Here is a 25957-nt window from a genome sequence, read left to right as displayed (position 1 = left end):
CAGGATCGTGGATGGCATGGCTAGCGAGGCGAATGCGAATCACGGTCCCATCCTCTTCTGGTGTGGAGTCGCGGTTGCGGAGTTCGGCGCGATCCAGCCCGGTTTCAGCTACCCGTGGACCCCGACCGCCTACGCCGCCGCGGGTCTCCTCGTGGCGCTCGGCTTCCTCAGCGTCAAGGCCGCCGACTACCTGCGTACCGAGGAGGCCAGGCAGCGGCTGCGGCTCGGCGGTTACCTGGCGGGTGCGCTGCTGGTGGCCCACCAGTTCACCTCGACGGCGCACGTGACGAGTCTCAGCCGCGTCGGCGCGCTCCTCCTCTACTCGACGGCGGCCGTGATGGCGGTCTGGAGCCACCGGGTCCCCCAGACGACGAGGGGCTCCCTGCTGATCGCCACCGGCCTGGAACCGGCGGCCCTGCGGTCCCGCCTGTCCCGCGCCCCAGACACGGTCGCGATCTACCGCGCCGAGCGCGCCACCGACGAGCTCCGCGACCTGGAGGCCAGATATGGGCTCATCCTCGTCGTGGGCGAGGAACACGACCCGAGGGCCAAGGAGCGGGTCAGCGCCTCCGGCCTGAGCCGCGAAATTCCCGACATCGCTGAGCGCGAGGTGGTGGTGGCCGGTCCGCGGCAGTTCAAGCGATACGTCGGCGGCGCTTTGTCACGCCTTGCCATCCCAAAGTCACAGATTCATTTCAAATCCATACCAAAAGTTTAGCCTGACATTACGCGGCTTCTGGGACGGTTGGCTGCAGACAAGGAGGCAAGGTGACGAGTTTCCCCGGAACCGCTCGTGTCGAAGTGATCTCGGGCATGCCGGTCAGCGTGGACATCCGCACGGCTCTCCCCGCGCGCGAGCTGAGGCCCCTGCTGGATGACGCATTCTCGTGGCTGAAGTGGGTGGCCGACACCTTCAGCCCCGCCAAGGAAGACAGTCAGATCGGCCGGCTCAACCGCGGACAGACGATCAGGCAGATCCCGGAGCTCATCGAGGTCCTGCACCGCTGCGACGAGCTCAGCGAGGCCACCGGCGGCTGGTTCGAGGCCCGCATCAACGGAGTCATCGACCCGTCCGGCTACATCAAGGGATGGGCGCTGGAGCGCCTGTCACGCGCCCTGTCCCAGGCGGGCGCGGGCGACCACCGCATCACCGCGGGCAACGACATCCGGGTGCGCGGCTCGGCCACCCCCGGCAAGCGCTGGCGCATCGGCATCAAGGACCCGCGCAGAGACGTGGTCCGCAAGGTCGTCTTCGCCAACGACCTCGGCATCGCCACCTCGGGCGGCGCGCCCGTCGTCAACCCGCGCACCGGCGAGGTCCAGGACGGGCTCGGCTTCGTCACCGTGATCGGCCCCGACCTCGGCCTGGCCGACGCGTACGCCACCGCCATCTTCGCCATGGGCCCGCTCCTCGCCCGCCGCTTCGCCGCCGACCTGGCCGCGTCCGGGCCGTACCAGACCATGATCGTCGCGCGCGACGGGCAGGAGGCGAGCACGCCGGGCTTCGCCGAGTACAGCGGCGCGGAGGCCCGGCTCGCTGGCTAGGCGTCGGGGTGTTTGCGCAGATAATCGATATAGACCGGGCGCAACGCCTCCCCCAACTCGCCCTCCCCGGCCGCAAGGGCGTCGCTCAGCAGCGCGGACACCTTGGTGAGGTCGGCGTCGGTCTCGTGACCGGCGGCGGCCTCGGCGGCCGGGATCACCTTCAGCAGGTCCCACAGGAACCCCAGATCGCCGTGGCGTACGGCGTATCGCACCGCCCGATCGTGCAACTCGTGCGCCGGCAACGACTCGAGCCCGTTCGCGTCCATCTCACTCCCTCCCCTGCACGCCTCTTCCCCGCGTTCGGGCACCGATAACCGGTGACCACGACCAGTGACAGCTGGGCATCGTACTGGCCGCGCCTCTATCGCAGCCCCGAGCCCAAGTGGGAGGATCAAGCAGCGTGAGATTCATCATCAGAACCATCGCGGCGGCGGCGGCCCTCTGGGTCGCCGTCCAGTTCATCGATGGCATCGAGGTCAACGCCCCCTCCAACTCGGCGCGATACTGGGGCGTCCTGCTCCTCGTGGCGCTGATCTTCGGCATCGTGAACGCGATCGTCAAGCCCATCGTCAAGGCGCTCGGGTGCGCCATCATCGTCTTGACCCTCGGATTGTTCCTGCTAGTGATCAACGCCGGCATGCTGCTGCTGACCAGCTGGATCGCGGGTGAGCTCGACATCCCGTTCCAGGTCGACAACTTCTACCCGGCCGCGTTCTGGGGCGCGGTCATCGTCAGCGTCGTGAGCTGGCTGCTGGGGCTGTTCATCCCGGACAACGACTGACCCTTCCATGGTGCTGCTCGACGGCGCCGGACTGACCTGCGCACAGGTCCACGCGGCCGCGTACGGCGGGGCCCGGGTCACGATCGCCTCCCTGGATCGTGCCCGGGCCGCGTGAGTCACCGCCCAGGAGCCGACCGGCCCGGTGTACGGCCGCAGCACCCGACCCGACCGCGGTGCCAGGCCGGACGGGCGGCAGGCGGGGTCAGGAGACGTGGGCGACCGAGCCGCGTTCGCGGAGGGTCGGGGCCTGGATGATGCGGCGGCGGCGGGTGGCCCCGTCGGCGGCCGCCGAGATGAGCCGCACCGCCGCTCGCACGATCCCGTCAATGTCCCAGTCGACCGTCGTGAGGCCCGGCGTGAGCAACCCCGACATCGGGTGATCGTCGTATCCCATCACGGACACGTCCCCGGGGATCGACAGCCCCAGCTCCTGGGCCGCCGCGTAGACCCCGTACGCGATGGAGTCGGCGAAGCAGAACACGGCGCTCGGCTTGTCGGCGGAGAGGATGTCGCGGGCGGCCGAGGTGGCCCCGGCCAGGCCGTGCGGCGCGGTGACGACCTCGATGTCCAGCCCCAGGCGCTCGGCCTCGGCTGTGGCGTGCACGTCGGCGGGGCGGTCGGGCGTGCTGGACCGGGTCGAGGTGAGCACGGCCACGCTGCGGTGGCCCAGCGCCCGCAGGTGCTCCAGCGCCAGCGTCACCCCGCGCCGGTTGTCGAAGATCACTTCCCCGGCCGTCCCCGCGAGCGAGTCACCGATCGCGACCACCGGCAGCGACTCGCACAGCTCCTTCCAGAAGGCGGCGGAAGGGTCGATCGGCTGGACGATCATGCCGTCCACGCGCTGGTCGCGCAGCTGCTGGGCCAGGGCCCGCTCCCTGGCAGGATCGCCGACCGCGTCGAGGATGAGGGCGTAGCGGTCCTTCTCCCGCAGCCCCCTGCTGATGCCGACCGCCAGCGACTGCTGCCACAGGTCCTCCAGGGACCCGCAGAGCAGCCCGATCATGCCGGTGCGCCCGCTGGCCAGGGCTCTGGCGATGGGGTCGGCCTCGTAACCGAGCTCGGCCGCCGCGGCGCGCACCCGCTCCATTGTCTCCTCGGACACCTGCAGGCCGCGCAGCGCATAGGAGACAGCCGCCGGCGACAAGCCAGTGGCTTGGGCCACCTCACGGATCGTGGCTCGCTTTCGAGGCATTCCGCCAGCCTATTGCGTAGCACCGACAGAATCGGATTCCCCATCACAGGCTTGTCGGTTCGTCCTCCTTTCGTGGAGGCATGTTCATCGGTCCGCCTCCTGCTGTATCCCCGGGGTCGGACGGCGGCACCGGCGGCGTCACACCGTTGACATATCCTGAGTGAAGCGGTTCACTGAACCGAATCACTGAAACGGTTCACGGCCACGGTTCGCAGGACAGAGCGTTTACCTGTAATACTAGTAGGAAATACGGGGAGGTGTGATCGTGGCCATCGACGTGCATCAGCATCTGTGGACCGGCGAGTTCGTCGACGCGCTGCGTGCTCGCAGCTCCCCGCCGTACCTCGACGGATGGACGCTGATCCTCGAGGGCGAGCCGCCGTACCAGGTGGATCCCGCCGACCACGAGCGCCGGGACACCACCGGGCTGGAACTGGCGCTGGTGTCGTTGTCGAGCCCGCTGGGCATCGAGTTCCTGCCGCCCGAGGAGTGCTGGCCGCTGCTCGACGCCTACCACGACGGCGCGCTGGCGCTGGGTGAGCCGTTCGGCGCCTGGGCGGCCACCTGCCACAGCGAGCCCGATCCCGAGCGCCTGGCCAAGGACCTCGGGCGGGGGTTCGCGGGGCTGCAGATCCCGGCGAGCGCCGTGCCGGACGACCGGCTGCTCGAGGTGCTCACCGAGCGGGATCTGCCGCTGTTCGTGCATCCGGGTCCGGCCGGGGCCGCCGCGGGCATGCCGCCGTGGTGGCCGGCGCTCGTGCCGTACGTGCAGCAGCTGCACGCCGCCTGGCACTACTTCCACGCCGTCGTCAGGCCCAGGCACCCGCGGCTGCGCGTGTGCTTCGCGGCGCTCGCGGGCCTGGCGCCGCTGCACTCCGAACGGCTGATCGCCAGGGGCGGTCCCAGCCGTGGGCTGGTCGACAGGGACGTGTTCGTGGAGACCTCCTCGTACGGCCCCCGCGCGATCGACGCGATCGTCCGCGAGCTGGGCATCGACGTCGTCGTCAACGGCTCGGACGCCCCCTACGCCACCGCACCGGAGCCGGGGCTCGGCGCGGCGGCCGCCCACGCCATCCGCGTCACCAACCCCCGCCGCCTACTGGCCTCCCACCCCGCCTTGCGGAGTGAGGCCATGAGACACAGAGAGGAGCCTCGTACATGAGCACCAACCAGATCCAGGGCGGGGAGACCTGTGCGCGGCTCCCCGAGCGCACGCTCGACCGGCGCGAGCTGCGCGACCTGGTGGATCAGCTGGCCGCCCGCCCCGAGGAGTGGCGTGATGTGGTCGACTTCCCCGAGGACGGCGGGCGGCACTACGCCTCGCTGCACCGGGACGCGTACGTGGACGTCTGGGTGCTGTGCTGGCGCCCCGAGGACGACACGGGCTGGCACGACCACGACATCTCCTCCGGCGCCGTGCACGTGGTCCAGGGCGCGCTCCTGGAGTGCAACCCGCGCATCGGCGGCGAGCACCTGGAGACCGTGGTGCCGGAGGGGCAGTCGTTCTCGTTCGGGCCCGACCACATCCACAGGCTGACCGGCGCGGTCGACCGGAGCGTCTCGATCCACGCCTACTCGCCGCCGCTGTGGCGGCTCGGCCAGTACTCGATCGACGACACCGGCGTCATGCGCCGCGTCTCGGTGAGCTACGCCGACGAGCTCAGGCCGCTGGACGACGCCGTGGCCTGAGGACGCAGCAGCTTCCGCAGGGCTCGACGTCGGGCAGCGTGATCCACAGGCAGCAGGTCCTGCGGAAGTAGCCGTCGTCCGCGGGCTCCACCAGCCCGTCGACCGGCGGCCCGACCTCCTTCAGCAGCCTCATGTAGTCGCCGGGCACGACGGCCGTCAGCGGGTGGGCGAACGCCTCCGCCGTGGATCCCCACAGCGTCCGCTCGCCCACCTTGGCCAGCGCGCCGATGGCCTTGACCAGCGGCGCCTGCGACTCGGCCAGCGCCTCGCGGATCGCCTGCGCGCCGGAGCCCCAGCGCACGCGCGTGGCGGCGATCGTCACCCCGGCGTCGGAGGGCTTGACGTAAGTCTCGGCGGGCGGCATGACCGGCACCCGCCCGTCCAGCGCCCAGCCCAGCGCCATCGGCAGCGTGTGCCAGTACGCGAAGGTCTTCCAGAACAGCGCGGCGCCGACGTGGTGCGGCGCGTTCCAGCGCCCGGCCGTCTCGGCGATCAGCCCGTCCAGCAGCGTGTACGGCTCCCGTGTCAGCTCCGCGACCGGCGTCCAGCTCTCGGCGGCGACCCCGGGTTCGATGACGAGGCCGGGCACGACCCCGATCACCCCGCCGCGCCCGTCGGCCATGCGCTGGAGCGCCTCGGTCAGCACGCTGGAACTCCTCCCTTAAAGGGTAGCCTTACCTAAAGTAGCAGGACGGCCGGCGAACCATCCCGCCACGATCTGCACCGCCAGCACCCCCAGCACCGCGATCAGGGGCACCGACCAGCCGCCGGAGACCTCGCGCAGGAACCCGAACAACAACGGTCCCAGGGCGGCGATCACATACCCGACGGACTGGGCCACGGCCGACAGCGCGGTCACCGTCGCGGGGTCGGCCGGTCGCAGCGCGATGATCAGCAGCGCGAGCGCGAACGACGCGCCCTGACCGACGCCGAGCACGATCATCCACAGCCACGGGACGCTCGTCGGGGCCAGCAGCAGGCCGAGGTAACCGAGCACGGTCAGCGCGCCCGCCACGACCACGTACGGCACCTGCGACTCCCGCCGCCCGGCCAGCACCGGGACCGCGAGCGAGGCCGCGACCTGGACCAGGTTCGTGAGGCTGAGCAGGTAGCCGGCCTGGTCGGCGGGCATGCCGTTCTCCAGGAAGATCGTCGGCAGCCAGGCCAGGACGACGTAGAAGGTCAGCGACTGCAGGCCCATCAGCGCCGTGATGTACCAGGTCACGCGGCTGCGCAGCACGGCGCCGTACGGCCTGGGCCCGCTCTGCGGCCCGGCCGGCTTGGCCAGCGCCTGCGGCAGCCAGAGCAGGGCTGCCAGCAGCGCGGGCACGGCCAGCAGCGCGGAGACGCCGCGCCAGCCGTACCCGGTGGCGTTCTCGACGGGGATCACCACCGCCGAGGCGGTGGCGGCGCCGCCCACCACCGCGGAGACGTAGACGCCGGTCAGCAGGTTGACCCGGGACGGGAAGTGTTGTTTGACGACGCCGGGCATGGCGACGTTCATGACGGCGATCGCGGTGGCCGCCAGGGCGGAGCCGAGGTAGAGCACCGGCGCGCCGTCGAGGCCGCGCAGCGCCACGCCGGCGGCGATGACGAGCAGCCCGGCCAGCAGCGTGCGGTCGAGCCCGATGCGCCGCGCGAGCAGCGGCGCCACCGGGCCGAACACGCCCAGGCAGATCACCATGACCGTGGTGATCGCGCCGCCACCCGCGGGTGAGAGGCCCACGTCGTTCATGATCTCGTCGAGGAGCGGGGAGACACCCGCGATGGCCGGACGGAGGTTGAGCGCGGCCAGGACGAACCCCGCCACGAGCACGGCAGATCTCAACGACATAGGGGTCCACTCTCGCACAGCGCCTCTGACAACGTTGTCTACCGGGGCCTGGTGAGACATGATCCTGGCGTGAGACCGACGATGAAGGACGTCGCCACCGCGGCGGGTGTGGCGCTCAAGACCGTCTCGCGCGTCGTGAACGGCGAGCCGGGCGTCCACCCGGCCACCGCCGAGCGGGTGCGCGCGGCGATCGACCGGCTGGGCTACAGCCGCAACGAGAGCGCGCGGGTGCTGCGCAGGGGCAGGACGGCCACGATCGGGCTGGTCATCGAGGACGTCGCCGACCCGTTCTACTCCGGGTTGAGCAGGGCCGTGGAGGACGTGGTCATCGGCCACGATTGCCTGCTGCTGAGCGGTTCGTCCGGGGAGGAGCCGGGGAGGGAGCGGGAGCTCGTCGAGACGTTCTGCACGCGGCGGGTGGACGGGCTCATCGTGGTGCCGGCGGGGGACGATCACACGTACCTGCGGCAGGAGCTCGAGGCCGGCACGAAGGTGGTGTTCGCGGACCGGCCGCCGGGGGCGGGGCTCGACGTGGACACCGTGCTCGCCGACAACGCGGGCGGGGCCGAGCAGGCCGTACACCACCTGCTCGGGCACGGGCACCACCGGATCGCGTTCCTCGGCGACGACCCGGCGATCTACACGGCGGCCGAGCGGCTCTACGGCTACCGCAAGGCGCTCGGGGGGCTGTACGACCCGCGGCTGGTGTCGATGCGGCCGCCGTCGCTGGAGGGGGTCCGTGACGATCTGGCGCGGATGTTCGCCGTGGACCAGCCGCCGACGGCGGTGTTCACCGGCAACGGCCGGTACACCGTGACCGCGCTGCGGGCGCTGGAGGGGCGGCCCGTGGCGGTGGTGGGATTCGACGACTTCGAGCTGGCCGACCTGCTGCGGCCGGGGGTGACCGTGGTGGCGCAGGATCCGGCGTGGATGGGCAAGGTGGCGGCCGAGCTGCTGTTCCGCCGGTTGCGCGGGGATCTGGGACCGCCCGAGCACATCCAGCTCCCGGTCCGCCTCATCGCCCGCGGCTCCGGCGAGCTCCCACCCTGACCACCGCACGAGCCGCGTCTCACGACCGTCCCGGAGTGAAGAGGCCCCGCCACCACGATCACGCGCCCGCGGGTCCGAGCGCGGGTTGAGGTGCGGGCGACGGACGCAGCACGCCGGCCAGGGCCAGCGCCACCAGGACGCCCCCACCGCCCGCGACCGCGATCGCGGGCCCCGGGCCGATGGCCTCCCCCAGGACGCCGACCAGGGCCGCCCCGGCCGCCTGGCCGCTCATCAGCCCCGCCGACTGCAGCCCGAACGCCTGCCCGCGCACCTCCTCAGGCACCGCGTCCACGAACCGCCGCTGCAGCCCCAGCTGGTACGCCAGCCCCGCAGCGGCCATCCCCGCCAGCACGGAGGCCCACACGATCCCCGGCGCGAGCACGAACCCGATCCAGGGCACCCCGAGCAGCACGGCCAGCGGCAACGACAGCCGCTCCCGCAACGGTGGAGCCGCGAACCGCCCGACCGCGAACTCGCCGACCGCCATCCCGCCCGCGGCCGCCGCCAGCACCACCCCCGCCTGCCCCTGGCCGCCCAGGTAAGGCACGACCATGGCCTCGGCCCCCGCGATGCACACGCACGGCAGCCACCCGGCCAGCAGCAGCCCGCGCACCCGCCCGTCGGCCAGCAGCCGGCGGTTCACCCGCAGCGTCTCCCGCACCGCGCCGCCGCCGAGGGCGGGCCGTTCCCCGCCACTCCGCGCAGGCCGGTACGGCAGTCCCACCCGCAGCACCACCGCGGCGACGACCGACAACCCCGCCGTGACGGCCAGCGCCGTGGAGGGCCCGGCGAAGCCCAGGAACGCGCCCCCGGCGGCCAGCCCGAGGATCTGCGCGCTCGCGGAGGCCACGTTCAGCACCGACCGCCCCAGCACGAACGCGTCCCCTGGCAGCACCTCCGGCAGCATGGCCGCCCGCGCCGCGAAGAACACCGGCGAGAACAGCCCGGTGACCAGCACGAGCACCAGCAGCCCCCACACCGGCAGCCCCGCGTACGCCAGCAGCAGGCACGTCACCGCCCTGATCAGCTCCCCGGCGATCATCAACGCCCGCGGCGGCAACCGGTCGGCCAGCGAGAGCAGGAACAGCCCGCCCACGATGAACGGCAACCACCCCGCCATGTACGCCGCCGCCGACAACCCGGGAGACCCGGTCCGCGCGTAGACCAGCACGGACAGGGCGAGCATCTTGATCACGTCTCCGGCGATCAGCAGCACGAAGCTGCCGAACAACACCCGGAACTCCCTGACGGCGAACACCTCGCCGAACGTGGCACTTCTCATGGGACCGATGCTGCGGACGGACCCCACCGCCGCGCGACTTTTTCGGATATAACCGAAAGGTGCTGAGCATCGAGGTCACTCCGCAGGACCTGGTGGCCAGCAGGTTCGCCATCTCGCCCCTGATCGAGACCATGCACGCCCAGTGGGTGCTCGCGGGCCGGGCCCAGGCAGGCGTGCACGGCACGTGGGCGGGACGGTGGCGGAAGACGTACCAGAAGCTCGTGCGCGAGCACCCCGCCCTCCGGGCGGCCGCGGCGATCAGCGGCAACACGGGCAGCGCGAACGTCGACTTCGTCGCGCCCCCGCCCACGGCGGTGGACGTGTCGTTCGAGGCCGAACTCGCCGCCATGCGCACGACACCGCTGGAACAGGCGCACGGGGAGATCACCAGGGTGCTGGCCACCCGCCCGCCCGCGACCGCCTGGGTCCGCGAGCTGTTGCTGGGCCCGCACGTGGTCGAGCAACTGGCGGACGCCTACGAGGCGCTCTGGAAGGAGATCCTCTCCCACGACTGGCCGCGCTTCCGCGCGATCCTTCAGCGGGACGTGGCGCAGCGGGCGGGACGGCTGGCGGCCTACGGCTGGGCGGCGGCGCTCGACGACCTCAGCCCGCACGTCCACTGGCGGCGTGGCGGGCGCATCGAGGTCGGGCTGCGCTCGGTCAGCGGACCCCTCCGGCTCGGCGACAGGGGCCTGCTGTTCCTGCCGTCGGCGTTCATGAGCAGCATCGCCGTCTATCTGGAGGAGGCGTGGCCGTACGCGATGATCTACCCCGCCAGGGGCACCGCGGCCGCCCCTCCGGCGCCGGACGCCGACCTGTCGCTGCTGATCGGCCGCAGCCGCGCCCGCATCCTCGCCGAGCTGGCCGAGCCCGCCACGACCACGCAGCTCGCGGCCCTGCTCCGGCAGAGCGTCGGCACCACGGGCGGGCACGTGGCCGCACTGCGCAGGACGGGCCTGATCACCGGCACCCGCATCGGCCGCGGCGTCCTGTACGCCCGCACACCCCTCGGCGACGCCTTGATCAACGGCTAGCCTTCTCTCGAAAGCTATAGTGGTTGCGCATCAGTTCTGCAAATCTGTTCACCGAATCCAGGAGCACGCGCATGGATGCCGCCGACGTCGCCCCCGACGCGCAGCAGGGCAGGTTCCCGCATGAGCTGATGTACGCGGCGGCGCAGCAGTACTACATGGAGGACGCCACCCAGGGTGACATCGCCAAGCGGCTCGGCGTCTCCAGGGCGACCGTGAGCCGGCTGCTCACCGAGGCCCGCAGGCAGGGCATCGTCGAGATCAAGGTGCACCGGCCGGCGACGCTGGAGGAGGGCCCGCTGGCCGACGAGGTGGCCCAGGCGCTCGGGCTGCGGCGCGTCTACCTGGTCCCCAAGGTCAGCGGTCCGGCATTGGGCCCGTGGCTGGCGCCCGGCGTGGCGCGCGCGCTGGCCGCCGCGGGCCTGGAGTCCGGCGACGTCGTGCTCGTGTCGTCCGGCACCACGGTCTACGAGTGCGCCCGCGAAGGGCTCGGCCAGTTCCCCGGCGTCACGATCGCGCCCGCGGTCGGCGGACAGGAGGAGCCGCAGCCCTGGTTCCAGACCAACGAGACCACCCGCATCCTGGCCGAACGCGTCGGCGGCGTGCCCGCCTACCTCTACGCCCCCGCCCTGCCCGGGCCCGAGCTGTTCTACTCGCTGCAGCACGAGCCGTCCGTACGCAAGGTCATGGACCTGTGGGCGCACGCCAAGTGCGCGATCGTCGGCGTCGGCTCGCCGCCCCTGACGCGGCAGATGATGCCCGCCCTCATGCCGCGCGACGCCGACAGCCTGCGCCAGGCCGTGGGCGACGTGTGCATGCGCGTGTACGACCGCGACGGCGCCCCGGTGACCTATCCGGGCAGCGAGCGGCTGGTGGCCGCCAAGCCGGAGGAGCTGGGCCGCATCCCCTCCGTGATCGCGGTCGCGGTGGGCGCCGAGAAGGTGCTGTCGATCGTCGCGGGCGCGAAGGGCGGCTACTTCAACCAGCTCGTCACCGACACGCCGACCGCGGAAGGCCTGGTCGCCGCCGCCCGCCAGCTCTGAACATTTTTTCTGGACAAAGTTTCCGCACGCGGGGTAACGTGAGCCGCACCACAGGACGTGCCCTCCTGTGAGGGCATGCCCATGTCTCGGGGGCAGCGAGCGTGATGAATTCGTCCGCGAGGACGTAGCGAGTGAGGAACGAACCCGTGAACAGAGCTCAGATGCGGACCTCCGCAATCGCCGCAGTGGCAGTCCTCGCAGGCTCGGTGCTGGCCGCGTGCGGCTCAGGCGCCGGCTCCACCAGCGAGAGCTCCAGCGGCGGCGGCAACCTCGAGAACGCCAAGGTCGCCTTCCTCATGCCCGACCTCGCCTCCACCCGGTACGAGCTGCAGGACAAGCCGCTGTTCGAAGCCAGGATGAAGCAGCTCTGCCCGAGCTGTGAGGTCATCTACCAGAACGCCGACTCCGACGCCGCCAAGCAGCAGCAGCAGGCCAACTCCGCGCTCGCCCAGGGCGTCAAGGCCATCGTGCTCGACCCGGTCGACTCCGCCGCCGCGGCCACCATCGTCAAGTCGGCACAGTCGCAGCAGGTGCCGATCATCGCCTACGACCGGCCCATCCCGGCCACGCCCGCCGACTACTACATCTCGTTCGACAACGAGAAGATCGGCGCGATGATCGCCCAGTCCCTGGTCGACCATCTGAAGAAGGAGAACGCCAAGGGCGGGATCCTCCAGGTCAACGGCTCCCCGACGGACGCGGCGGCCGGGCTGATCAAGAAGGGCATCCACAGCGCGGTCGACCCGAGCGGCTTCAAGCTGCTGGCCGAGTACGACACCCCCGACTGGCAGCCGGAGAAGGCCCAGACGTGGGTGAGCGGCCAGATCACGCAGTTCAAGGACCAGATCGTGGGCGTGGTCGCGGCCAACGACGGCACCGGCGGCGGCTCGATCGCCGCCTTCAAGGCCGCGGGCGTGACGGTCCCGCCGGTCACCGGCAACGACGCCGAGGTGGCCGCCGCGCAGCGCATCATCAACGGCGACCAGTACAACACGATCTCCAAGCCCATCAAGATCGTGGCCGAGGCCTCGGCGAACGTGGCGTGGGACTTCATGCAGGGCAAGAAGCCGGCCGGCAAGACCACGCTGTACAACACGCCGTCCGAGCTGTTCGTCCCCACGGTCGTGACCAAGGAGAACATCAAGGAGGTGCTGTTCGACAGCGGCATCATGAAGGCCGCCGACGTCTGCACCGGCGAGTACGCCAAGGGCTGCGCCGACCTCGGGATCAAGTGATGACCGTCCTCTCGCTACGCGGGATCAGCAAGACATTCGGAGCCGTCGCCGCGCTCACCGACGTCGGCCTCGACGTGGCCGCCGGCCAGGTCGTCGCCGTCGTCGGCGACAACGGCGCGGGCAAGTCGACGCTGGTCAAGATCCTGTCGGGCGTGCACCCGCCCGACTCGGGCACGATCACGTTCGAGGACCGCGAGGTCGAGATCCCGACCCCGGCCGCCGCGCACAGGCTCGGCATCGCCACGGTCTTCCAGGACCTGGCGCTGTGTGAGAACCTCAACGTCATCCAGAACCTGTTCCTCGGCCAGGAGATCCGCCCGCTGCGGCTGAACGACGTGGCCATGGAGACCCGCTCGTGGGAACTGCTCCGTCAGCTCTCGGCCAAGATCCCGAGCGTGCGGGTGCCGGTCGCGGCGCTGTCCGGCGGCCAGCGGCAGACGGTCGCCATCGCCAGGTCGCTGCTGGGCGACCCGAAGGTCATCATCCTCGACGAGCCCACCGCCGCGCTCGGCGTGGCACAGACGGCCGAGGTGCTCAACCTGGTCGAGCGGCTCCGCGAGAACAGCCTGGGCGTCATCATGATCAGCCACAGCATGGCGGACGTGAAGGCCGTCGCCGACAAGGTCGCGGTGCTGCGGCTGGGCCGCAACAACGGAGTGTTCGACGTGGACGCGGTCTCGACGGAGGACATCATCGCCGCCATCACCGGCGCCACCGACAACGTGGTGTCCCGGCGTGCGCAGAGAGGAATTCCCTCGTGAGCACACTCACAACGGACCGGGAGGACGAGCGGCTCCAGGACCGTGACGGGCTGCGCGGCGCGCTCGCCGACGTGATCGAGCGCGCCCGCGGCGGCGACCTGGGCGTGATCCCGGTCGTGGTGGGCCTGGTGGTCATCTGGACGGTCCTGCAGATCCTCAACCCGATCTTCCTGTCCAGCGCGAACCTGGTGAACCTCACCCTCGAATCCGCCGCCGTCGGCGTCATCGCGCTCGGCATCGTGTGCGTGCTGCTCGTGGGGCAGATCGACCTGTCCGTCGGCTCGGTCAGCGGGCTGTCGGGCGCGGTGCTGGCCGTGCTGTTCGTGAGCGAAGGGCTGCCGGTCTGGCTGGCCGTCGCGGCCTCGGTGATCATGGGTGCGGCGATCGGGTGGGTGTACGGGCAGCTGTTCAACAGGTTCGGCGTGCCGAGCTTCGTGATCACGCTGGCCGGGCTGCTGGCGTTCCTCGGGTTGCAGCTGTACGTGCTGGGCACCAAGGGCTCGATCAACCTGCCGTTCGACTCCGGTCTGGTGAACTTCGCGCAACTGGACTTCGTGCCGGCCTGGCTGTCGTACACGTTCGCCGTGATCGCCGCGGTCTGGCTGTTCGCCAGCGGCCACCTGCACGCGAGGGAGCGGCGCCGGGCCGGGTTGTCGGCCAGGAGCGTGTCCGCGCTGGCCGTGCGGAGCGCGGCGCTGCTGGCGGTGCTGGCGTTCGTGGTCTGGTACCTCGGCCAGACGCGCGGCGTGGGCTGGATGTTCGTCTTCTTCGTGGCGCTGGTGCTGATCATGCACTACCTGCTGTCGCGGACGAAGTGGGGCCGGGCGGTCTACGCCGTGGGCGGCAACGTCGAGGCGGCGCGCCGGGCCGGCATCAACGTCAAGGCGATCTACACCTCGGTGTTCGTGCTGTGCTCGACGTTCGCGGCGGTCGGCGGCATCCTGGCCGCGGCCCGGCTCGCGGCCGCCAACCAGAGCAGCGGGTCGGGCGACGTCAACCTCAACGCGATCGCGGCGGCCGTGATCGGCGGGACGAGCCTGTTCGGCGGGCGCGGCACGGCGTTCGGCGCGCTGCTCGGCATCATCGTGATCCAGTCGATCTCCAGCGGGCTGACGCTGCTCAACCTGGACTCCTCGATCAGGTTCGTGGTCACCGGGGCCGTGCTGCTGCTCGCGGTGATCGTCGACTCCGTGTCGCGGCGGTCGAGGACCTCCCACGGCAGGGCGTGATGGCGATCATCTGCGTGGACGCGGGAACCACGGTCATCAAGGCGGTCGTGTACGACGCCGCGGGCGCCGAGTCGGCCGTCGCGCGGCGGGAGACCGTGGTGTCCAGGCCCGCGCCCGGCCACGCCGAGCAGGACATGGGCGCGGTCTGGGACGCGGTCGCGGCCACGGTGCGCGAGGTCGCGGCCCCGGCCGATCGGGTCGACTTCGTGGCGGTGACGGCCCAGGGCGACGGCTGCTGGCTGGTCGGCGCGGCCGGCGAGCCGACCGGGCCGGCCATCCTCTGGAACGACGCGCGCGCGGCGGCGGCCGTGGACTCCTGGACCCGGGAGGGCCTGGCCGCCGAGGCATTCCGCGTCAACGGGTCCGCGGCGGCGTCGGGACTGCCGCACGCGATCCTGAGCTGGCTGCGCGAGCACGACCCGGAGCGGCTCGACCGGTCGGCCACCATGCTGACCTGCGGCGGATGGATCTTCGCGAAGATGACCGGGGAGCCGGTGGCCGACGAGTCCGACGCCTCCGCGCCGTTCATGGACCTGCGGGCGCGGGCCTACTCCCCCGGGCTCATGTCCATGTTCGGCCTGGAGTGGGCCGAGCGGCTGCTGCCCCCTGTCCGCTCCCGCCACGTCGCCGAGCTGATCCCGGACGCCGCCGAAGCGCTCGGCCTGCCTGCCGGGACGCCGGTCGTGATGGCCCCGTACGACATCGTGACGACGGCGCTGGGGGCGGGCGCGGTCACGGCCGGGCAGGCGTGCGGCATCCTCGGGACCACGCTGTGCACCGAGGTCGTCGTCGAGTCCCCCGCCCTGGAGGGCGAGCCGATCGGCATCACGATCGCCATGCCCGGCGGCTACCTGCGGGCCTTTCCCACGTTCGCGGGCACGGAGGTGGTGCAGTGGACGTGCCGCCTGCTGGGGCTGCGCGATCCGGCCGAACTGGGCGAGCTGGCCGGACGGAGCGCGCCGGGGGCGGACGGGCTGGCGTTCCTGCCCTACCTGTCGCCGGCCGGTGAGCGGGCGCCGTTCTCCGACCCTCTGGCACGGGGCGCGATGCTGGGCATGTCGTTCGAACACGGCCGTGAGCACGTCGCGCGGGCGGTGCTCGAAGGGCTGACGATGGTGATCAAGGACTGCCTGGTCGCCACCGGCGCGGCGCCGACGGAGCTGCGGGTGTGCGGCGGCGGGTCGGCCAGCGCCGCCTGGCTCGGGCTGATCGCCGACGTGACCGGGCTGCCCGTACGCCGGCCGGCCGACGCCGAGGTGGGAGCGCGAGGCGCGTACCTGGTGGGGCTGGCCGCCACGGGTGCCGCGCCGTCCATCGCCGCCGCGGCGACCGGACACGTGCGGCTGCGCGACGCGGTGGAGCCCGGCCCGGACCGGCAGTCGCTGTACGCGCGGCTGTTCGACGACTTCCTGACGCTCCGCGGGACCAGCGCGGTTTCGTGGCCTTTGCTGGGTGAGATGCGGAGCCGTACATGAGTGGGCGAACAATCGAACACAGCGTGTGGATCGGCATCGATCTCGGGACGCAGAGCGTGCGCGCGATGGCCGTCGGCGAGGACGGTGAGGTGCTCGGCGCGGCCGGTCGCCCGCTGGCCGCCCACCGCGACGGGCCCCGCCACGAGCAGGACCCCGAGGAGTGGTGGCGCGCGCTGGCCGCCGCCACCCGGGAGGCGCTGCGGGACGTGCCGCCGTCGCGGGTCGCGGGCGTGGCCGTGGCCGCGACCTCTGGAACGATCCTGCTCACCGACGCCCACGGCCGCCCGCTGACCCCGGCGCTCATGTACGACGACCGGCGCGCCGGCGCCGAGCGGGCCAACGAGGCGGGCGCGGCCGCGTGGGAACGCCTCGGCTACCGGCGCATGCAGCCCAACTGGGCGCTGCCGAAGCTGCTGTGGCTGCTCCGCGGCGCTCCGGCCGGGGTCCGGCTGGCGCATCAGAGCGACTTCGTGAACCGGCGGCTGGTCGGGCACGAGGTGGCCACCGACCTCAGCAACGCGCTCAAGACGGGCGTGGACCTGATCGAGGAGCGCTGGCCGGTCGAGGTGCTGGACCTGGTGCCCGCCGAAGTCCTCCCCGGCGTGGTACGTCCCGGCACGCGACTGGGCGTGGTCTGCGAGGACGCGCACAGGCAGACCGGCATCCCCGCGGGCACGCCCGTGATCGCCGGCACCACGGACGGCTGCGCGGCCCAGCTCGGCGCGGGCGCGCAGCGGGTGGGGAGCTGGAACTCGGTGCTGGGCACGACACTGGTGCTGAAGGGCGTGACGAAGGAGCTGCTCCACGACCCGCTCGGCGTCGTCTACTCCCACCGCGCCCCGGACGGCTCGTGGCTGCCGGGCGGCGCGTCCAGTACGGGTGCGGGCGTGCTGACGCGCGACCTGCCCGGCCGGGACCTCGGCCTGCTGAGCGTGCGGGCCGAGGGGCGCTACGGGGGGTGGCCGGCGCTCGGCGAGGGCCGGCTGCGCGCCCAGGCCGGACACCTTCCGGCGCTCCTGCCCCCCGCCGTCACCTACCCGCTCGTCTCGCGCGGGGAGCGCTTTCCGTTCGACGCTCCGGACGCCGAGACCTTCACCCTCGGCGAGCCGTCCGACGACGTCGAGCGCTACGTGGCGATCCTGCTGGGCGCGGCGTTCGTCGAGCGCCTCTGCTTCGACTACCTCGGCCTGCTCGGCGCCCCCATGGACGGCGAGATCGTCCTGACCGGCGGCGCCACGAAGAGCGCCTACTGGACCCAGCTCAGAGCAGACGTCCTGGGACGTCCCGTGACGCTGCGGGAGAACGCCGAGCCCGCGCTCGGCATGGCCGTCCTGGCGGGCGGCGACCCGAGCCGGATGATCCGGACCCGCGCGGTCGTCGAGCCGTCGGGCGCCGACCTGCGTGAGCCGTACCTGCGCTTCGTCGGAGAGCTGGAACGGCGCGGGTGGCTTCCAGGAAGAGTCGCGAACCACGCCCGGGAGAGGACCACCCGATGACCGACCTCGTGCTCGTCCGCCACGGCGAGACCGTCTGGCACGCCGAGAACCGCTACGCCGGCGTCAGCGACGTCGAACTGACCCCGCGTGGCCACGCCCAGGCCGCCCAGCTGGCCGAATGGGCCGCGACGGCGAGCCTGGACGCGGTCTGGGCCTCCACGCTCAGCCGGGCCGTGATCACCGCCGAGGCCGCCGCCGCCAAGGCGGGCCTGGTCCTCCGCACCGACGCCCGTCTCCGGGAGCTGGACTTCGGCGAGGGAGAGGGCCTGACCTCGGCCGAGATGAAGGCCCGCTTCCCCGAGGCCCGCGCCGCCTTCGAGGCCGACCCCGCGCGACACCCCTTGCCGGGGGGCGAGGACCCGCACGCGGCCGCGGACCGGTTCGTGACGGCGCTGCACGACATCGCGGCCGCGCACAGGAGGGACGGGCGGGGAGGCGGGCGCGTGCTCGTAGTGGCCCACACGACGGCCATCAGGCTGGCCCTGTGCCGGCTGATCGGGGTGCCGCCCGGCGAGTACCGGCGGCTGTTCCCTCGCCTGGACAACTGCGCGCTGACCGAGCTGCGCCTGCCGGAGCTCGGCGCGGCCGGGCGGGCCGCGATGCTGCAGTACAACTCCCCGATTGGAGCCGTTCGTTGACCATCCGAGTCCTTGCCGCAGGCGACCATTTCGTCCAGAACCGCCTGTTCGTCGACGCGCTCAAGCGCGAGGTGCCCGGCGAGGTGGACATCCGCGAGCTGACGCTGCCGTGGCCGGTGGAGCCGTTCGGCCGCGTGGGCGAGGTGGACGAGGCGTCGGACGTGGAGGACGAGCTGATCGAGGCGCTGCGCGGTGTCGAGGTCTGCGTGACCCAGATGGCCCCTTTGACCAAGCGCGTCCTGGACGCCTCTCCCGACCTGCGGCTCTTCTGCGTCAGCCGGGGCGGCCCGGTGAACGCCAACCTGGAGGCGGCCGCGCAGGCGGGCGTCGCGGTGACGTACGCGCCCGGGCGCAACGCGGTGGCCACCGCCGAGCACACCCTGGCGATGCTGCTGGCCGCCACCCGCCGCATCCCCCAGACGCACGCCGACCTCGCCGGGGGCGTGTGGCGGGGCGACTACTACACCTACGACAACGTCGGCCCCGAGCTGGGGGACAGCACGGTCGGCCTGGTCGGGTACGGCGCGATCGGCCGCCGCGTGGCTCGCATGCTGGCGGGCTTCGGCGCCGAGGTGCTCGTCCACGACCCGTACGTGGACGTGCCGGAGAACGTCGAGCTGGATGAGCTGTTGCGCCGCTCCCGGTTCATGTCCCTGCACGCCCGCGCGACCCCGGAGACCGCCGGCATGATCGGCGCGGCCGAGATCGCCGCCATGCCCCGCGGCTCGGTCCTGGTCAACTGCGCCCGCGGCGCGCTGCTCGACTACGACGCCCTGTGCGACGCGCTGGACTCCGGCCACCTGTTCGGCGCCGCGATGGACGTCTTCCCGGAGGAGCCGATCCCGCCGGGCTCGCGCCTGCTCGCGACGCCGAACCTGGTGATGACCCCGCACCTGGCCGGGGCCAGCAAGGAGACGGCGATGAAGGCGGCCGCGATCGTGGCCGCGGACGTGGCCCGCTACGTACGCGGCGAGCCACTCGCCCACCCTGCCACTCCTCAAAGGGCTACCCCTTGAGCGCCCCGGCCATGAGCCCACGCATGAAGAACCGGCCCAGCACGACGTAGATCACCATCGTCGGGATCGACGCCAGGATCGCCGCCGCCATCTGCTGGCTGTACGGGGTGGCCTGCGCGCCCGCGATGTTGTTCAGCATCACGGTCGTCGGCCAGCTCGTCGGCCCGGTCAAGAAGACGGCGAACAGGAAGTCGTTCCACAGCGAGGTGAACTGCCAGATGATGACCACCGCGATCGCGGGCCCGGACACCGGCAGCACGATCGACCAGTACGTCCGCAGCAGTCCCGCTCCGTCCACCCGCGACGCCTCGATCAGCTCGTCGGGGATCGTCACGTAGTAGTTGCGGAAGATCAGCGTGCAGATCGGGATGCCGTACACGACGTGGGCCAGCACCAGCCCGGGGATGCCGCCGTAGAAGACGCCCTGGAGCCCGGTCACCTCGTTCATCCACACCAGCAGCTGCACCAGCGGGATCATCACTCCCTGGTACGGGATGAACATGCCGAACAGGAACAGCGTGAACAACACGTCGGCCCCGGGAAAGCGCCACTTGGACAGCACGTAGCCGTTCATGGACCCCAGCGCGCACGACAGCAACGACCCCGGCACGGCCAGCAGCACGCTGTTCCACAGCCCGGGAGCGAGCTTCTCCCAGGCCACCCGCCACGCCTCGACCGTCCACGTCCGCGGCAGGTTCCAGGCCTGGCCCGGATCCGCCTCGGTGAGCGGCTTGAAGCTGGTGACGAGCAGCACGTAGATCGGGATCAGGAAGATCACCACGAAGACGATCAGAACGCCGAACCGCGCCCAGGCGAACCCCTTCGCCCGGCGCCCCGCCACCGCCGTCACGACCGCCGCTCCTTACGCACGGACCAGATCAGGTACGGGATCACGAAGATCGCCACACTCAGCACGATGTACGACGCGATCGTGGCCCCCTTGGCCGGGTCGTTGGAGTCGAACACCGCCACCCACATGAACACGGCCGGCACGTCGGTGATGATCTGCTTGCCCGACACCGCCACGATCAGGTCGAAGACCTTGAGCGAGATGTGCCCCAGGATGATCAGCGCCGACAGGGTCACCGGCCGTAGCATGGGCAGCACCACGTGCCGGTAGACGCCCCACTCGGTGCAGCCGTCCACCCGCGCGGCCTCACGCAGTTCCTCGGGCACGCCCCGGAAGCCCGCCAGGAACAACGCCATGACATATCCGGACATCTGCCAGATCGCGGGGAGAGCCATCGCGGCCATCCCCCAGTCCTGGTCCCTGAACCACTGCCACTGCGGCAGCCCGAGCCAGTCGAACAGCCGGTTGAGCCCGACCGCACGCTCCCCCGTCCCCGAGTTCATCAGCCACCGCCACACGATTCCGGTGGCGACGAACGAGATGGCCATCGGGAAGAGGTAGATCGCCCGGAACGTCCCCTCGCCCTTGATCCCCTTCTCCATGAGGAACGCCAGCAGCCACCCGAGCAGCAGCGCCCCCAGCACGAACACGACCGTGAACACGATCGTGTGGTTCACCGAGAGGTGCCATCGGGGCTGGTCCCAGATGTCGATGAAGTTCCGCAGTCCCACGAACTCGCCCTCGGACACCTCGTCGTGCTTGTCGGTCATGGCGAGCTGGAAGTTCCAGCCCAGCATGCCGTACACGAAGACGCCGATCGCGACGATCGACGGGGTGACGAGGAGAAGCCCGGGCAGCCACGCGCGTGCCCGCCTCACAACCGTTGCCTCCCAGGGGTGCGGCCGGAGCCGCACCCCGCTTATTTGCTCGGGAGCTCCGCTCCCCTCGTTGACGAATGAGTCACTGAGCGTTGGCCGTGGCCGCGTCGGCCAGCCCCTGCTGCAGGGCCTTGACGTCCTTGCTGCCGATGAACAGGCCGACCTGCTCGGTGATCGCGGCCAGCCACGGCTGGTTCACCGCGACGCCGTGCTGTATGGAGCCGGCGAGCTTGTTGCCCGACCAGTCCATCAGCGCGTCGGCCAGGTAGTCGGTGTAGAGCGACTGGTCGGCGTCCTTGCGGGCGGGGATGGAGCCCTTCTTGGGGTTGAAGGCGTCCTGCCCCTCCTTGCTGGCCGCGACCTTGAGCCAGGCGACGGCCCCTTCGCGGTTCTTCGCGCCCTTGGGGAGGGTGAAGCTGTCGGACAGCCACAGATACGTGCCCTCGGTGCCGGGCGCCGGCGCCCAGTCGAAGTCCGCCTTCGACTTCTTGCCCAGGCCGCCCTCCGGCGGGTTGTGGAAGTAGCCGTACGCCCAGTCGCCCATGACGTTGAACGCGGCCTCGCCGTCGGCCACCTGCTTGGCCGCGGGCTGCCAGTCGTCCTGCGGGTCTCCCGCGTACGACATGATCTTGGCGAAGCTCTCCAGCGCCTTGGTCACCTCGGGGCTGTTCCAGTTCGCGCCCGGCTTGAACAGCGCGTTGTACGCGTCGGTGCCGAGCGAGCCCAGCAGCACGCTCTCCAGCAGATGGGTGACCGTCCACTCCGACCCGATGGACAGCGGGATCTTGCCCTTGGCCTTGACCTTCTCCAGGGCCGCGACGAACTCGTCGATCGTCTTCGGCGCCGCCGCCACGCCCGCGTCCTTGAGCACGGCCGGGTTGAACCACAGCACGTTGGACCGGTGGATGTTCACCGGCACCGAGTAGATCTTGCCGTCCACGCTGATCTGCTCGACGAGCTGCGCGGGGAAGACGTCCTTCAGCTTCAGCTCGTCATAGAGGAAGGTCAGGTCCTCCAGGTTGCCCGCCTTGATGTAGCCCTGCAGCTCCGCGCCCGCGTGTCCCTGGAACGTGTCGGGCGGCTGGCTCGCCTGGAGCTTCGACTGCAGCAGCGCCTTGGCCTTGTCGCCGGAGCCGCCCGCGACCGCGGCGTCGAAGAAGGAGTAGTTCGGATTCTGCTGCTCGAAGATCTTCCGCATCTCCGCCAGGCCGTCGGCCTCACCGGGGCCCGTCCACCAGGAGAAGACCTCGACCTGCTGTTTACCGCCGCCGCCCGCCGCGGGCGACTGGGTCGCCTGCCCGCCGCCACCGCCACCACAGGCGGCCAGGCCCAATACGCTCACCATCGTGATCGAAACGGTCGCTAACCACCGTCGCATCGCACACCATCCCTTCGAAAGTCCCCCCGAAGTAGGTGATTTGACAACGTTGTCAACGATTCACTTCCCGCTCTTGATCGTCAAGAGATAGTCGGTAACAGCTCCGCATATTCGACAGACGCTCCAACACCCGCCGCCGGGTGAGCTCCTCCGCGTCGGACTCGCCGCTCATGAGAAATCCATGGAAAACCGTCAGTGCCCGTGCGCACACTGAAGCCATGGCCGATGAGCCGCTGGAGCTCGGCGAGATCTCCTTCTCCGACTGGCACGCCCACACGGACAAGCTGGCCGAGGTCGGCTTCCTGACCATCGCCAGGCGGCTCCCGTCGCTCGTGGCGCAGGCCATGCGGATGGCCTGGCGGGCCAGCCCGCGCGACACCGTGGCCACGGTCACGCTCAACCTGCTCGGCGGGCTGTGCACGGCCTTCGGCCTGCTGGCCACCACCGGCGTGCTCACCGCGCTCTTCAGCGAGGGCCCCACCCCCGACCGCGTGATGGCGGCGCTGCCCAGCCTGGCGCTGGTCGCCGCCGCGGCCGCGCTGCGCGCGACGCTGCAGGCAGGCGCGGGCTGGGCGCAGTCGCGCCTGGATCCGCAGGTCAGCCGCCTGACCCAGGGGCGGCTCTACGACCTGACCAGCCGCGTCGACCTGGTGGCCTACGACGATCCGGAGTTCCACGACGCGTTGCAGCGGGCCAGGCTGCGCGGCGTGGCCATGGCCGACTCGGTGGTGTCCGCGACCGTCGACGTACTGACCGCCGCCGTCGGCATCGCCGCCGTGGCCGGCGTGCTGGGCGTCCTGCACCCTGTGCTGGTCCCGCTGCTCCTGCTGGCCGTGCTGCCGGACGCGTGGGCCGCGGTGCGCAGCGCCAAGATGCAGTACGCCACCCTTTACGCCCTGATCCCCGCCAACCGCCGGAAGTGGATCATCGGCGAGCTGCTGTCCAACCGCGACCCGGCGGCCGAGGTCCGCTCCTTCACGATGCGCGGCTTCCTGCTGCGCGTGTACGACGCGGTGGCCAGGGCCGAGCAGGACGTCATGCTGAGGCTGGCCAGGCGGCAGACGTTCGCCAGGCTCGCCGGCGAGGCGCTCGGCGGCCTCGGCGCCGGCCTGGTCTACGTGGCGCTGGGCGTGCTCCTGGCGGTCGCCGCGATCCCGCTGGCCGTGGCCGGAACGGCGGTCCTGGCGATCAGATCCGCCCAGCAGTCGCTGCAGAGCCTGATGTACGCCACCAACCGTCTCTATGAGGAGGGCCTCTACTTCACCGACTTCCTGGAGTTCTGCGCCGACGCCGAGCGCCGCGTGCCCGGGGAGCGGCCGGCCAGGTTGCCGCCGGCTTTCGAGCGCATCACCGCACGGGACGTGACGTTCACGTACCCGGGCGCGGCGGAGCCGGCCCTGCTCGACGTGAACATCGAGATCAAGCGGGGCGAGGTCATCGCCTTCGTCGGCGAGAACGGCTCCGGCAAGACCACCCTCGCCAAGATCCTCTCCGGGCTGTACGAGCCGGACGCCGGCGCGGTCCTGTGGGACGACACCGACCTCAAGCAGGTCAACCCGGAGGAGCTGCGCCTGCGCACGGCCGTGATCGCCCAGGACCACACCCGCTGGCCGCTGACCGCCCGCTACAACATCACGATGGGCACCGACAAAGGGGACGAGGCGTTACACGCGGCGGCCGCGGTGGCGGGCGCCGACGAGGTCGTCGCGGACCTGCCGCACGGTTACCGCACGCTCCTGGACCGCCGATTCAAGGACGGCCACGAGCTGTCCGGCGGCCAGTGGCAGCGCATCGCGGTGGCCCGCGGCTTCCACCGCGACGCCGACCTGCTCATCTGCGACGAGCCCACCGCCGCACTCGACGCCCGCGCCGAGCACGCGCTGTTCGAACGCATCCGCAGCCATTCGGACGGCCGCACGGTGCTGCTCATCACCCACCGGCTGGCCAGCGTCCGCTACGCCGACCGCATCTACGTCCTCGACCGCGGCAAGGTCGTCGAGCAGGGCGACCACGAGACGCTGATGACACTCGACGGCCTCTACGCCGACCTCTACTCCCTCCAGGCCAGGGCCTATCGTTAGGACAGCGCGGCCTCGATCACGGCCCGCGCGATCGGCGCCACGGCCTCGGCCCGCGCGCCCGGATGCTCCAGCACGACCCCGACCGCGACCTCCGGCTTGTCCGCCGGCGCGAAGGCCGTGACCAGCGCATGGTCCTCCGCGCCGGGGACGGCCTGCGAGGTGGCGGTCTTGGCGGCCACCTCCACGCCCGGAATGGCGGCGCCCGTCCCGGTGCCGCCCGTGTGCGTCACCGTGGTCATCATCGCCGCCAGGTGCTTGGCCAGCGTGGGCGGCACCGCCGTCCGGTACGGCGTCGGACCGGCGCGGTTGATGACCGAGCCGTCCGGCAGGCGTACCTCCTCCACCACGTACGGCCGCATCAGCACCCCGTCGTTGGCCACCGCCGCCGACAGCATGGCGATCATCAGCGGGGTCGCCTGGTTGGTGTGGTGCCCGATGGCCGCCAGGGCGGTCTGGGCGCGGTCCATGGCCATCGGATACCTGCTGGGCGTCGTGGCCAGCGGGATCGTCAGGTTCTCCGCGTTGAACCCGAACGCCTCCGCCTGGTCCCGCAGGAGGTCCTGGCCGAGCTGGAGCCCGAGGTTGGCGAATGCGGTGTCGCACGAGACCTGGAACGCGTACATGAGCGTCGGGTGCTCGTCCCGGCAGCCAGGATCGTTGCGGACGTGTACGGAGCTTCCGGGCAGCCGCAGCCGGGCGGGGGCGTCCAGCAGGCTGGACGGCGTGTACTCTCCGGACGCCAGCGCCGCGGCCGTCGTGACCAGCTTGAACGTGGACCCCGGCGGATATCGGCCGTGCAGCGCCCGGTTCAGGAGGGGCCGCGCGGCCGCCCGCTTGAGCCGCCGCGCCGTCTCGGCGAGGCGGGACCGGTCGAAGGTGGTGAAGGCGTTCGGGTCGTACGACGGGTAAGAGGCCAGCGCCAGGATCGCGCCCGTGGCCGGGTCGATGGCCACCACCGCCCCCGGCACCCCGGTGGCCTTGAGGCTCTGGTACGCCGCCCACTGCACCCGATCGCGGATCGTCAGCCTGACGTCGGCGCCCTCGACGGCCCCCTCCCTGACCAGCGACCTGACCTTCACCTTGGCGTCGTCCCCGGACAACACCGCGTCCTGCGCCTGCTCGATGCCGGTCGCGCGGTGCAGCGACAGGTGGCCGGTGACCGGCGCGTAGAGCTCGCCGTGCCGGTAGACCCGCCGGTAGCGGTACGGGCCGCTGCCGGCCGGGCGGCTCGCGGCGACCGCCGTGCCGTCGTAGGTCAGGATGTCGCCGCGCGGATGACCGAATTTCTCGAGCAGCGGCCGCTCGTTCCTGTGGTCGGCGTTGAGCGCGTGGGACCCGAACGCCTGCACGATCGTGACGTGCGCCAGCAGCACGAACAGCATCGCCGCGCAGAGCACGGCGACGCGACGCAGCGACACGTTGATCCGGCCACCCCTCGATCCAGGCATGGATCTCGGTTTAGCAACCGGGCGG

General features: G+C 71.4%; 25 protein-coding genes. 16 read left to right on the top strand and 9 right to left on the bottom strand.

The annotated features are described in order from the left end of the window. The first annotated feature begins 16 nt into the window (after positions 1–16). Together ACIBX3_RS31120 and ACIBX3_RS31115 are read left to right on the top strand one after the other, a co-directional pair. A complete protein-coding gene (locus tag ACIBX3_RS31120; protein WP_397123120.1) occupies positions 17–718 on the top strand; it encodes a hypothetical protein in 702 nt (233 codons plus the stop codon). A gap of 50 nt (positions 719–768) precedes the next feature. After that, complete coding sequence (locus ACIBX3_RS31115; RefSeq protein WP_397123118.1) at positions 769–1545, top strand: FAD:protein FMN transferase; 777 nt, start codon at positions 769–771, stop codon at positions 1543–1545. Here ACIBX3_RS31115 and ACIBX3_RS31110 read toward each other — a convergent pair. After that, positions 1542–1811, bottom strand: a complete 270-nt coding sequence (locus tag ACIBX3_RS31110; RefSeq protein WP_397123117.1) for a hypothetical protein — start codon at positions 1809–1811, stop codon at positions 1542–1544. The two genes, ACIBX3_RS31115 and ACIBX3_RS31110, sit on opposite strands and share 4 nt — an antisense overlap. Positions 1812–1945: 134 nt before the next feature. Here ACIBX3_RS31110 and ACIBX3_RS31105 point away from each other — a divergent pair, with 134 nt between their 5' ends. After that, a complete protein-coding gene (locus ACIBX3_RS31105) occupies positions 1946–2326 on the top strand; it encodes a phage holin family protein (RefSeq protein ID WP_397123116.1) in 381 nt (126 codons plus the stop codon). Between the two features lie 202 nt (positions 2327–2528). Here the strand turns inward: ACIBX3_RS31105 and ACIBX3_RS31100 are convergent, their stop codons facing one another. Further along, complete coding sequence (locus ACIBX3_RS31100; protein WP_397123115.1) at positions 2529–3488, bottom strand: LacI family DNA-binding transcriptional regulator; 960 nt, start codon at positions 3486–3488, stop codon at positions 2529–2531. Between the two features lie 295 nt (positions 3489–3783). Between ACIBX3_RS31100 and ACIBX3_RS31095 the strand changes: the two genes are divergently transcribed. Both ACIBX3_RS31095 and ACIBX3_RS31090 read left to right on the top strand, forming a co-directional pair. Continuing rightward, positions 3784–4680, top strand: coding sequence for an amidohydrolase family protein (locus ACIBX3_RS31095; protein ID WP_397123114.1), 897 nt, complete (start codon positions 3784–3786; stop codon positions 4678–4680). Next, positions 4677–5207 (top strand): cysteine dioxygenase, encoded by a 531-nt coding sequence (locus tag ACIBX3_RS31090; RefSeq protein ID WP_397123113.1) that lies wholly within the window; start codon positions 4677–4679, stop codon positions 5205–5207. The genes ACIBX3_RS31095 and ACIBX3_RS31090 overlap by 4 nt, the downstream gene beginning before the upstream one ends. Here ACIBX3_RS31090 and ACIBX3_RS31085 read toward each other — a convergent pair. Both ACIBX3_RS31085 and ACIBX3_RS31080 read right to left on the bottom strand, forming a co-directional pair. Further along, the gene (locus tag ACIBX3_RS31085; protein ID WP_397123112.1) at positions 5179–5853 is read right to left on the bottom strand and encodes a hypothetical protein; all 675 of its coding nucleotides are present in this window, start codon (positions 5851–5853) and stop codon (positions 5179–5181) included. The two genes, ACIBX3_RS31090 and ACIBX3_RS31085, sit on opposite strands and share 29 nt — an antisense overlap. A 15-nt stretch (positions 5854–5868) precedes the next feature. Next, positions 5869–7041 carry a CynX/NimT family MFS transporter gene (locus ACIBX3_RS31080; RefSeq protein ID WP_397123111.1) on the bottom strand — a complete coding sequence of 391 codons (1173 nt, stop codon included), beginning with the start codon at positions 7039–7041 and terminating at the stop codon, positions 5869–5871. Between the two features lie 69 nt (positions 7042–7110). Here ACIBX3_RS31080 and ACIBX3_RS31075 point away from each other — a divergent pair, with 69 nt between their 5' ends. Next, positions 7111–8091: a LacI family DNA-binding transcriptional regulator gene (locus ACIBX3_RS31075; protein ID WP_397123110.1), complete on the top strand. Its 981-nt coding sequence runs from the start codon at positions 7111–7113 to the stop codon at positions 8089–8091. Positions 8092–8149: 58 nt separating this feature from the next. Here the strand turns inward: ACIBX3_RS31075 and ACIBX3_RS31070 are convergent, their stop codons facing one another. Next, positions 8150–9373, bottom strand: a complete 1224-nt coding sequence (locus tag ACIBX3_RS31070) for an MFS transporter (protein WP_397123109.1) — start codon at positions 9371–9373, stop codon at positions 8150–8152. A gap of 59 nt (positions 9374–9432) precedes the next feature. On the opposite strand from ACIBX3_RS31070, the gene ACIBX3_RS31065 reads away from it, so the two are divergent. The 9 genes from ACIBX3_RS31065 to ACIBX3_RS31025 all read left to right on the top strand — a co-directional run bounded on the left by ACIBX3_RS31065 (position 9433) and on the right by ACIBX3_RS31025 (position 19297). Then, complete coding sequence (locus tag ACIBX3_RS31065) at positions 9433–10407, top strand: DUF5937 family protein (protein ID WP_397123108.1); 975 nt, start codon at positions 9433–9435, stop codon at positions 10405–10407. Between the two features lie 71 nt (positions 10408–10478). Beyond that, the gene (locus ACIBX3_RS31060) at positions 10479–11447 is read left to right on the top strand and encodes a sugar-binding transcriptional regulator (RefSeq protein WP_397123107.1); all 969 of its coding nucleotides are present in this window, start codon (positions 10479–10481) and stop codon (positions 11445–11447) included. 185 nt (positions 11448–11632) lie between these two features. Beyond that, positions 11633–12682 carry a sugar ABC transporter substrate-binding protein gene (locus ACIBX3_RS31055; protein WP_397123106.1) on the top strand — a complete coding sequence of 350 codons (1050 nt, stop codon included), beginning with the start codon at positions 11633–11635 and terminating at the stop codon, positions 12680–12682. Beyond that, on the top strand, positions 12682–13443 hold the full coding sequence (locus ACIBX3_RS31050; RefSeq protein ID WP_397123105.1) for an ATP-binding cassette domain-containing protein: 762 nt from the start codon (positions 12682–12684) through the stop codon (positions 13441–13443). Before ACIBX3_RS31055 ends, ACIBX3_RS31050 begins: the two co-directional genes overlap by 1 nt. Beyond that, entirely contained in the window at positions 13440–14672 is a 1233-nt protein-coding gene (locus ACIBX3_RS31045; protein ID WP_397123104.1) for a sugar ABC transporter permease, read from the top strand. Before ACIBX3_RS31050 ends, ACIBX3_RS31045 begins: the two co-directional genes overlap by 4 nt. Then, the gene (locus tag ACIBX3_RS31040) at positions 14672–16147 is read left to right on the top strand and encodes an FGGY family carbohydrate kinase (RefSeq protein ID WP_397123103.1); all 1476 of its coding nucleotides are present in this window, start codon (positions 14672–14674) and stop codon (positions 16145–16147) included. Before ACIBX3_RS31045 ends, ACIBX3_RS31040 begins: the two co-directional genes overlap by 1 nt. After that, on the top strand, positions 16144–17643 hold the full coding sequence (locus ACIBX3_RS31035; protein WP_397123102.1) for an FGGY-family carbohydrate kinase: 1500 nt from the start codon (positions 16144–16146) through the stop codon (positions 17641–17643). Before ACIBX3_RS31040 ends, ACIBX3_RS31035 begins: the two co-directional genes overlap by 4 nt. After that, on the top strand, positions 17640–18281 hold the full coding sequence (locus ACIBX3_RS31030) for a histidine phosphatase family protein (protein ID WP_397123101.1): 642 nt from the start codon (positions 17640–17642) through the stop codon (positions 18279–18281). Before ACIBX3_RS31035 ends, ACIBX3_RS31030 begins: the two co-directional genes overlap by 4 nt. Beyond that, the gene (locus ACIBX3_RS31025) at positions 18278–19297 is read left to right on the top strand and encodes a 2-hydroxyacid dehydrogenase (protein ID WP_397123100.1); all 1020 of its coding nucleotides are present in this window, start codon (positions 18278–18280) and stop codon (positions 19295–19297) included. The genes ACIBX3_RS31030 and ACIBX3_RS31025 overlap by 4 nt, the downstream gene beginning before the upstream one ends. Here ACIBX3_RS31025 and ACIBX3_RS31020 read toward each other — a convergent pair. The 3 genes from ACIBX3_RS31020 to ACIBX3_RS31010 all read right to left on the bottom strand — a co-directional run bounded on the left by ACIBX3_RS31020 (position 19287) and on the right by ACIBX3_RS31010 (position 22370). Then, complete coding sequence (locus ACIBX3_RS31020) at positions 19287–20138, bottom strand: carbohydrate ABC transporter permease (RefSeq protein ID WP_397123160.1); 852 nt, start codon at positions 20136–20138, stop codon at positions 19287–19289. The genes ACIBX3_RS31025 and ACIBX3_RS31020 overlap by 11 nt on opposite strands. A 5-nt stretch (positions 20139–20143) precedes the next feature. Beyond that, positions 20144–21025 carry a carbohydrate ABC transporter permease gene (locus ACIBX3_RS31015; RefSeq protein WP_397123099.1) on the bottom strand — a complete coding sequence of 294 codons (882 nt, stop codon included), beginning with the start codon at positions 21023–21025 and terminating at the stop codon, positions 20144–20146. A gap of 82 nt (positions 21026–21107) precedes the next feature. After that, the gene (locus ACIBX3_RS31010; RefSeq protein WP_397123098.1) at positions 21108–22370 is read right to left on the bottom strand and encodes an ABC transporter substrate-binding protein; all 1263 of its coding nucleotides are present in this window, start codon (positions 22368–22370) and stop codon (positions 21108–21110) included. Between the two features lie 251 nt (positions 22371–22621). Between ACIBX3_RS31010 and ACIBX3_RS31005 the strand changes: the two genes are divergently transcribed. Beyond that, positions 22622–24484, top strand: a complete 1863-nt coding sequence (locus tag ACIBX3_RS31005; protein WP_397123096.1) for an ABC transporter ATP-binding protein — start codon at positions 22622–22624, stop codon at positions 24482–24484. Here the strand turns inward: ACIBX3_RS31005 and ACIBX3_RS31000 are convergent. After that, positions 24481–25932 carry a penicillin-binding transpeptidase domain-containing protein gene (locus tag ACIBX3_RS31000; protein WP_397123094.1) on the bottom strand — a complete coding sequence of 484 codons (1452 nt, stop codon included), beginning with the start codon at positions 25930–25932 and terminating at the stop codon, positions 24481–24483. The genes ACIBX3_RS31005 and ACIBX3_RS31000 overlap by 4 nt on opposite strands. Between the last annotated feature and the right edge of the window lie 25 nt (positions 25933–25957).

Source organism: Nonomuraea sp. NPDC049480, from assembly GCF_044465905.1.
Classification (GTDB): Bacteria; Actinomycetota; Actinomycetes; order Streptosporangiales; family Streptosporangiaceae; genus Nonomuraea.
The sequence above is the reverse complement of the archived record's forward strand: the minus strand, read 5'-3'. Positions and strand labels throughout refer to the sequence as shown.

Excerpts from the sequence above, each read along its gene's own strand:
- ACIBX3_RS31010 (WP_397123098.1), bottom strand. The coding sequence starts at position 22,370 with ATGGTGAGCGTATTGGGCCTGGCCGCCTGTGGTGGCGGTGGCGGCGGG.
- ACIBX3_RS31030 (WP_397123101.1), top strand. The coding sequence starts at position 17,640 with ATGACCGACCTCGTGCTCGTCCGCCACGGCGAGACCGTCTGGCACGCC.
- ACIBX3_RS31080 (WP_397123111.1), bottom strand. The coding sequence starts at position 7,041 with ATGTCGTTGAGATCTGCCGTGCTCGTGGCGGGGTTCGTCCTGGCCGCG.
- ACIBX3_RS31050 (WP_397123105.1), top strand. The coding sequence starts at position 12,682 with ATGACCGTCCTCTCGCTACGCGGGATCAGCAAGACATTCGGAGCCGTC.
- ACIBX3_RS31090 (WP_397123113.1), top strand. The coding sequence starts at position 4,677 with ATGAGCACCAACCAGATCCAGGGCGGGGAGACCTGTGCGCGGCTCCCC.
- ACIBX3_RS31000 (WP_397123094.1), bottom strand. The coding sequence starts at position 25,932 with ATGCCTGGATCGAGGGGTGGCCGGATCAACGTGTCGCTGCGTCGCGTC.
- ACIBX3_RS31110 (WP_397123117.1), bottom strand. The coding sequence starts at position 1,811 with ATGGACGCGAACGGGCTCGAGTCGTTGCCGGCGCACGAGTTGCACGAT.
- ACIBX3_RS31060 (WP_397123107.1), top strand. The coding sequence starts at position 10,479 with ATGGATGCCGCCGACGTCGCCCCCGACGCGCAGCAGGGCAGGTTCCCG.
- ACIBX3_RS31070 (WP_397123109.1), bottom strand. The coding sequence starts at position 9,373 with ATGAGAAGTGCCACGTTCGGCGAGGTGTTCGCCGTCAGGGAGTTCCGG.
- ACIBX3_RS31040 (WP_397123103.1), top strand. The coding sequence starts at position 14,672 with ATGGCGATCATCTGCGTGGACGCGGGAACCACGGTCATCAAGGCGGTC.
- ACIBX3_RS31120 (WP_397123120.1), top strand. The coding sequence starts at position 17 with ATGGCTAGCGAGGCGAATGCGAATCACGGTCCCATCCTCTTCTGGTGT.
- ACIBX3_RS31005 (WP_397123096.1), top strand. The coding sequence starts at position 22,622 with ATGGCCGATGAGCCGCTGGAGCTCGGCGAGATCTCCTTCTCCGACTGG.
- ACIBX3_RS31035 (WP_397123102.1), top strand. The coding sequence starts at position 16,144 with ATGAGTGGGCGAACAATCGAACACAGCGTGTGGATCGGCATCGATCTC.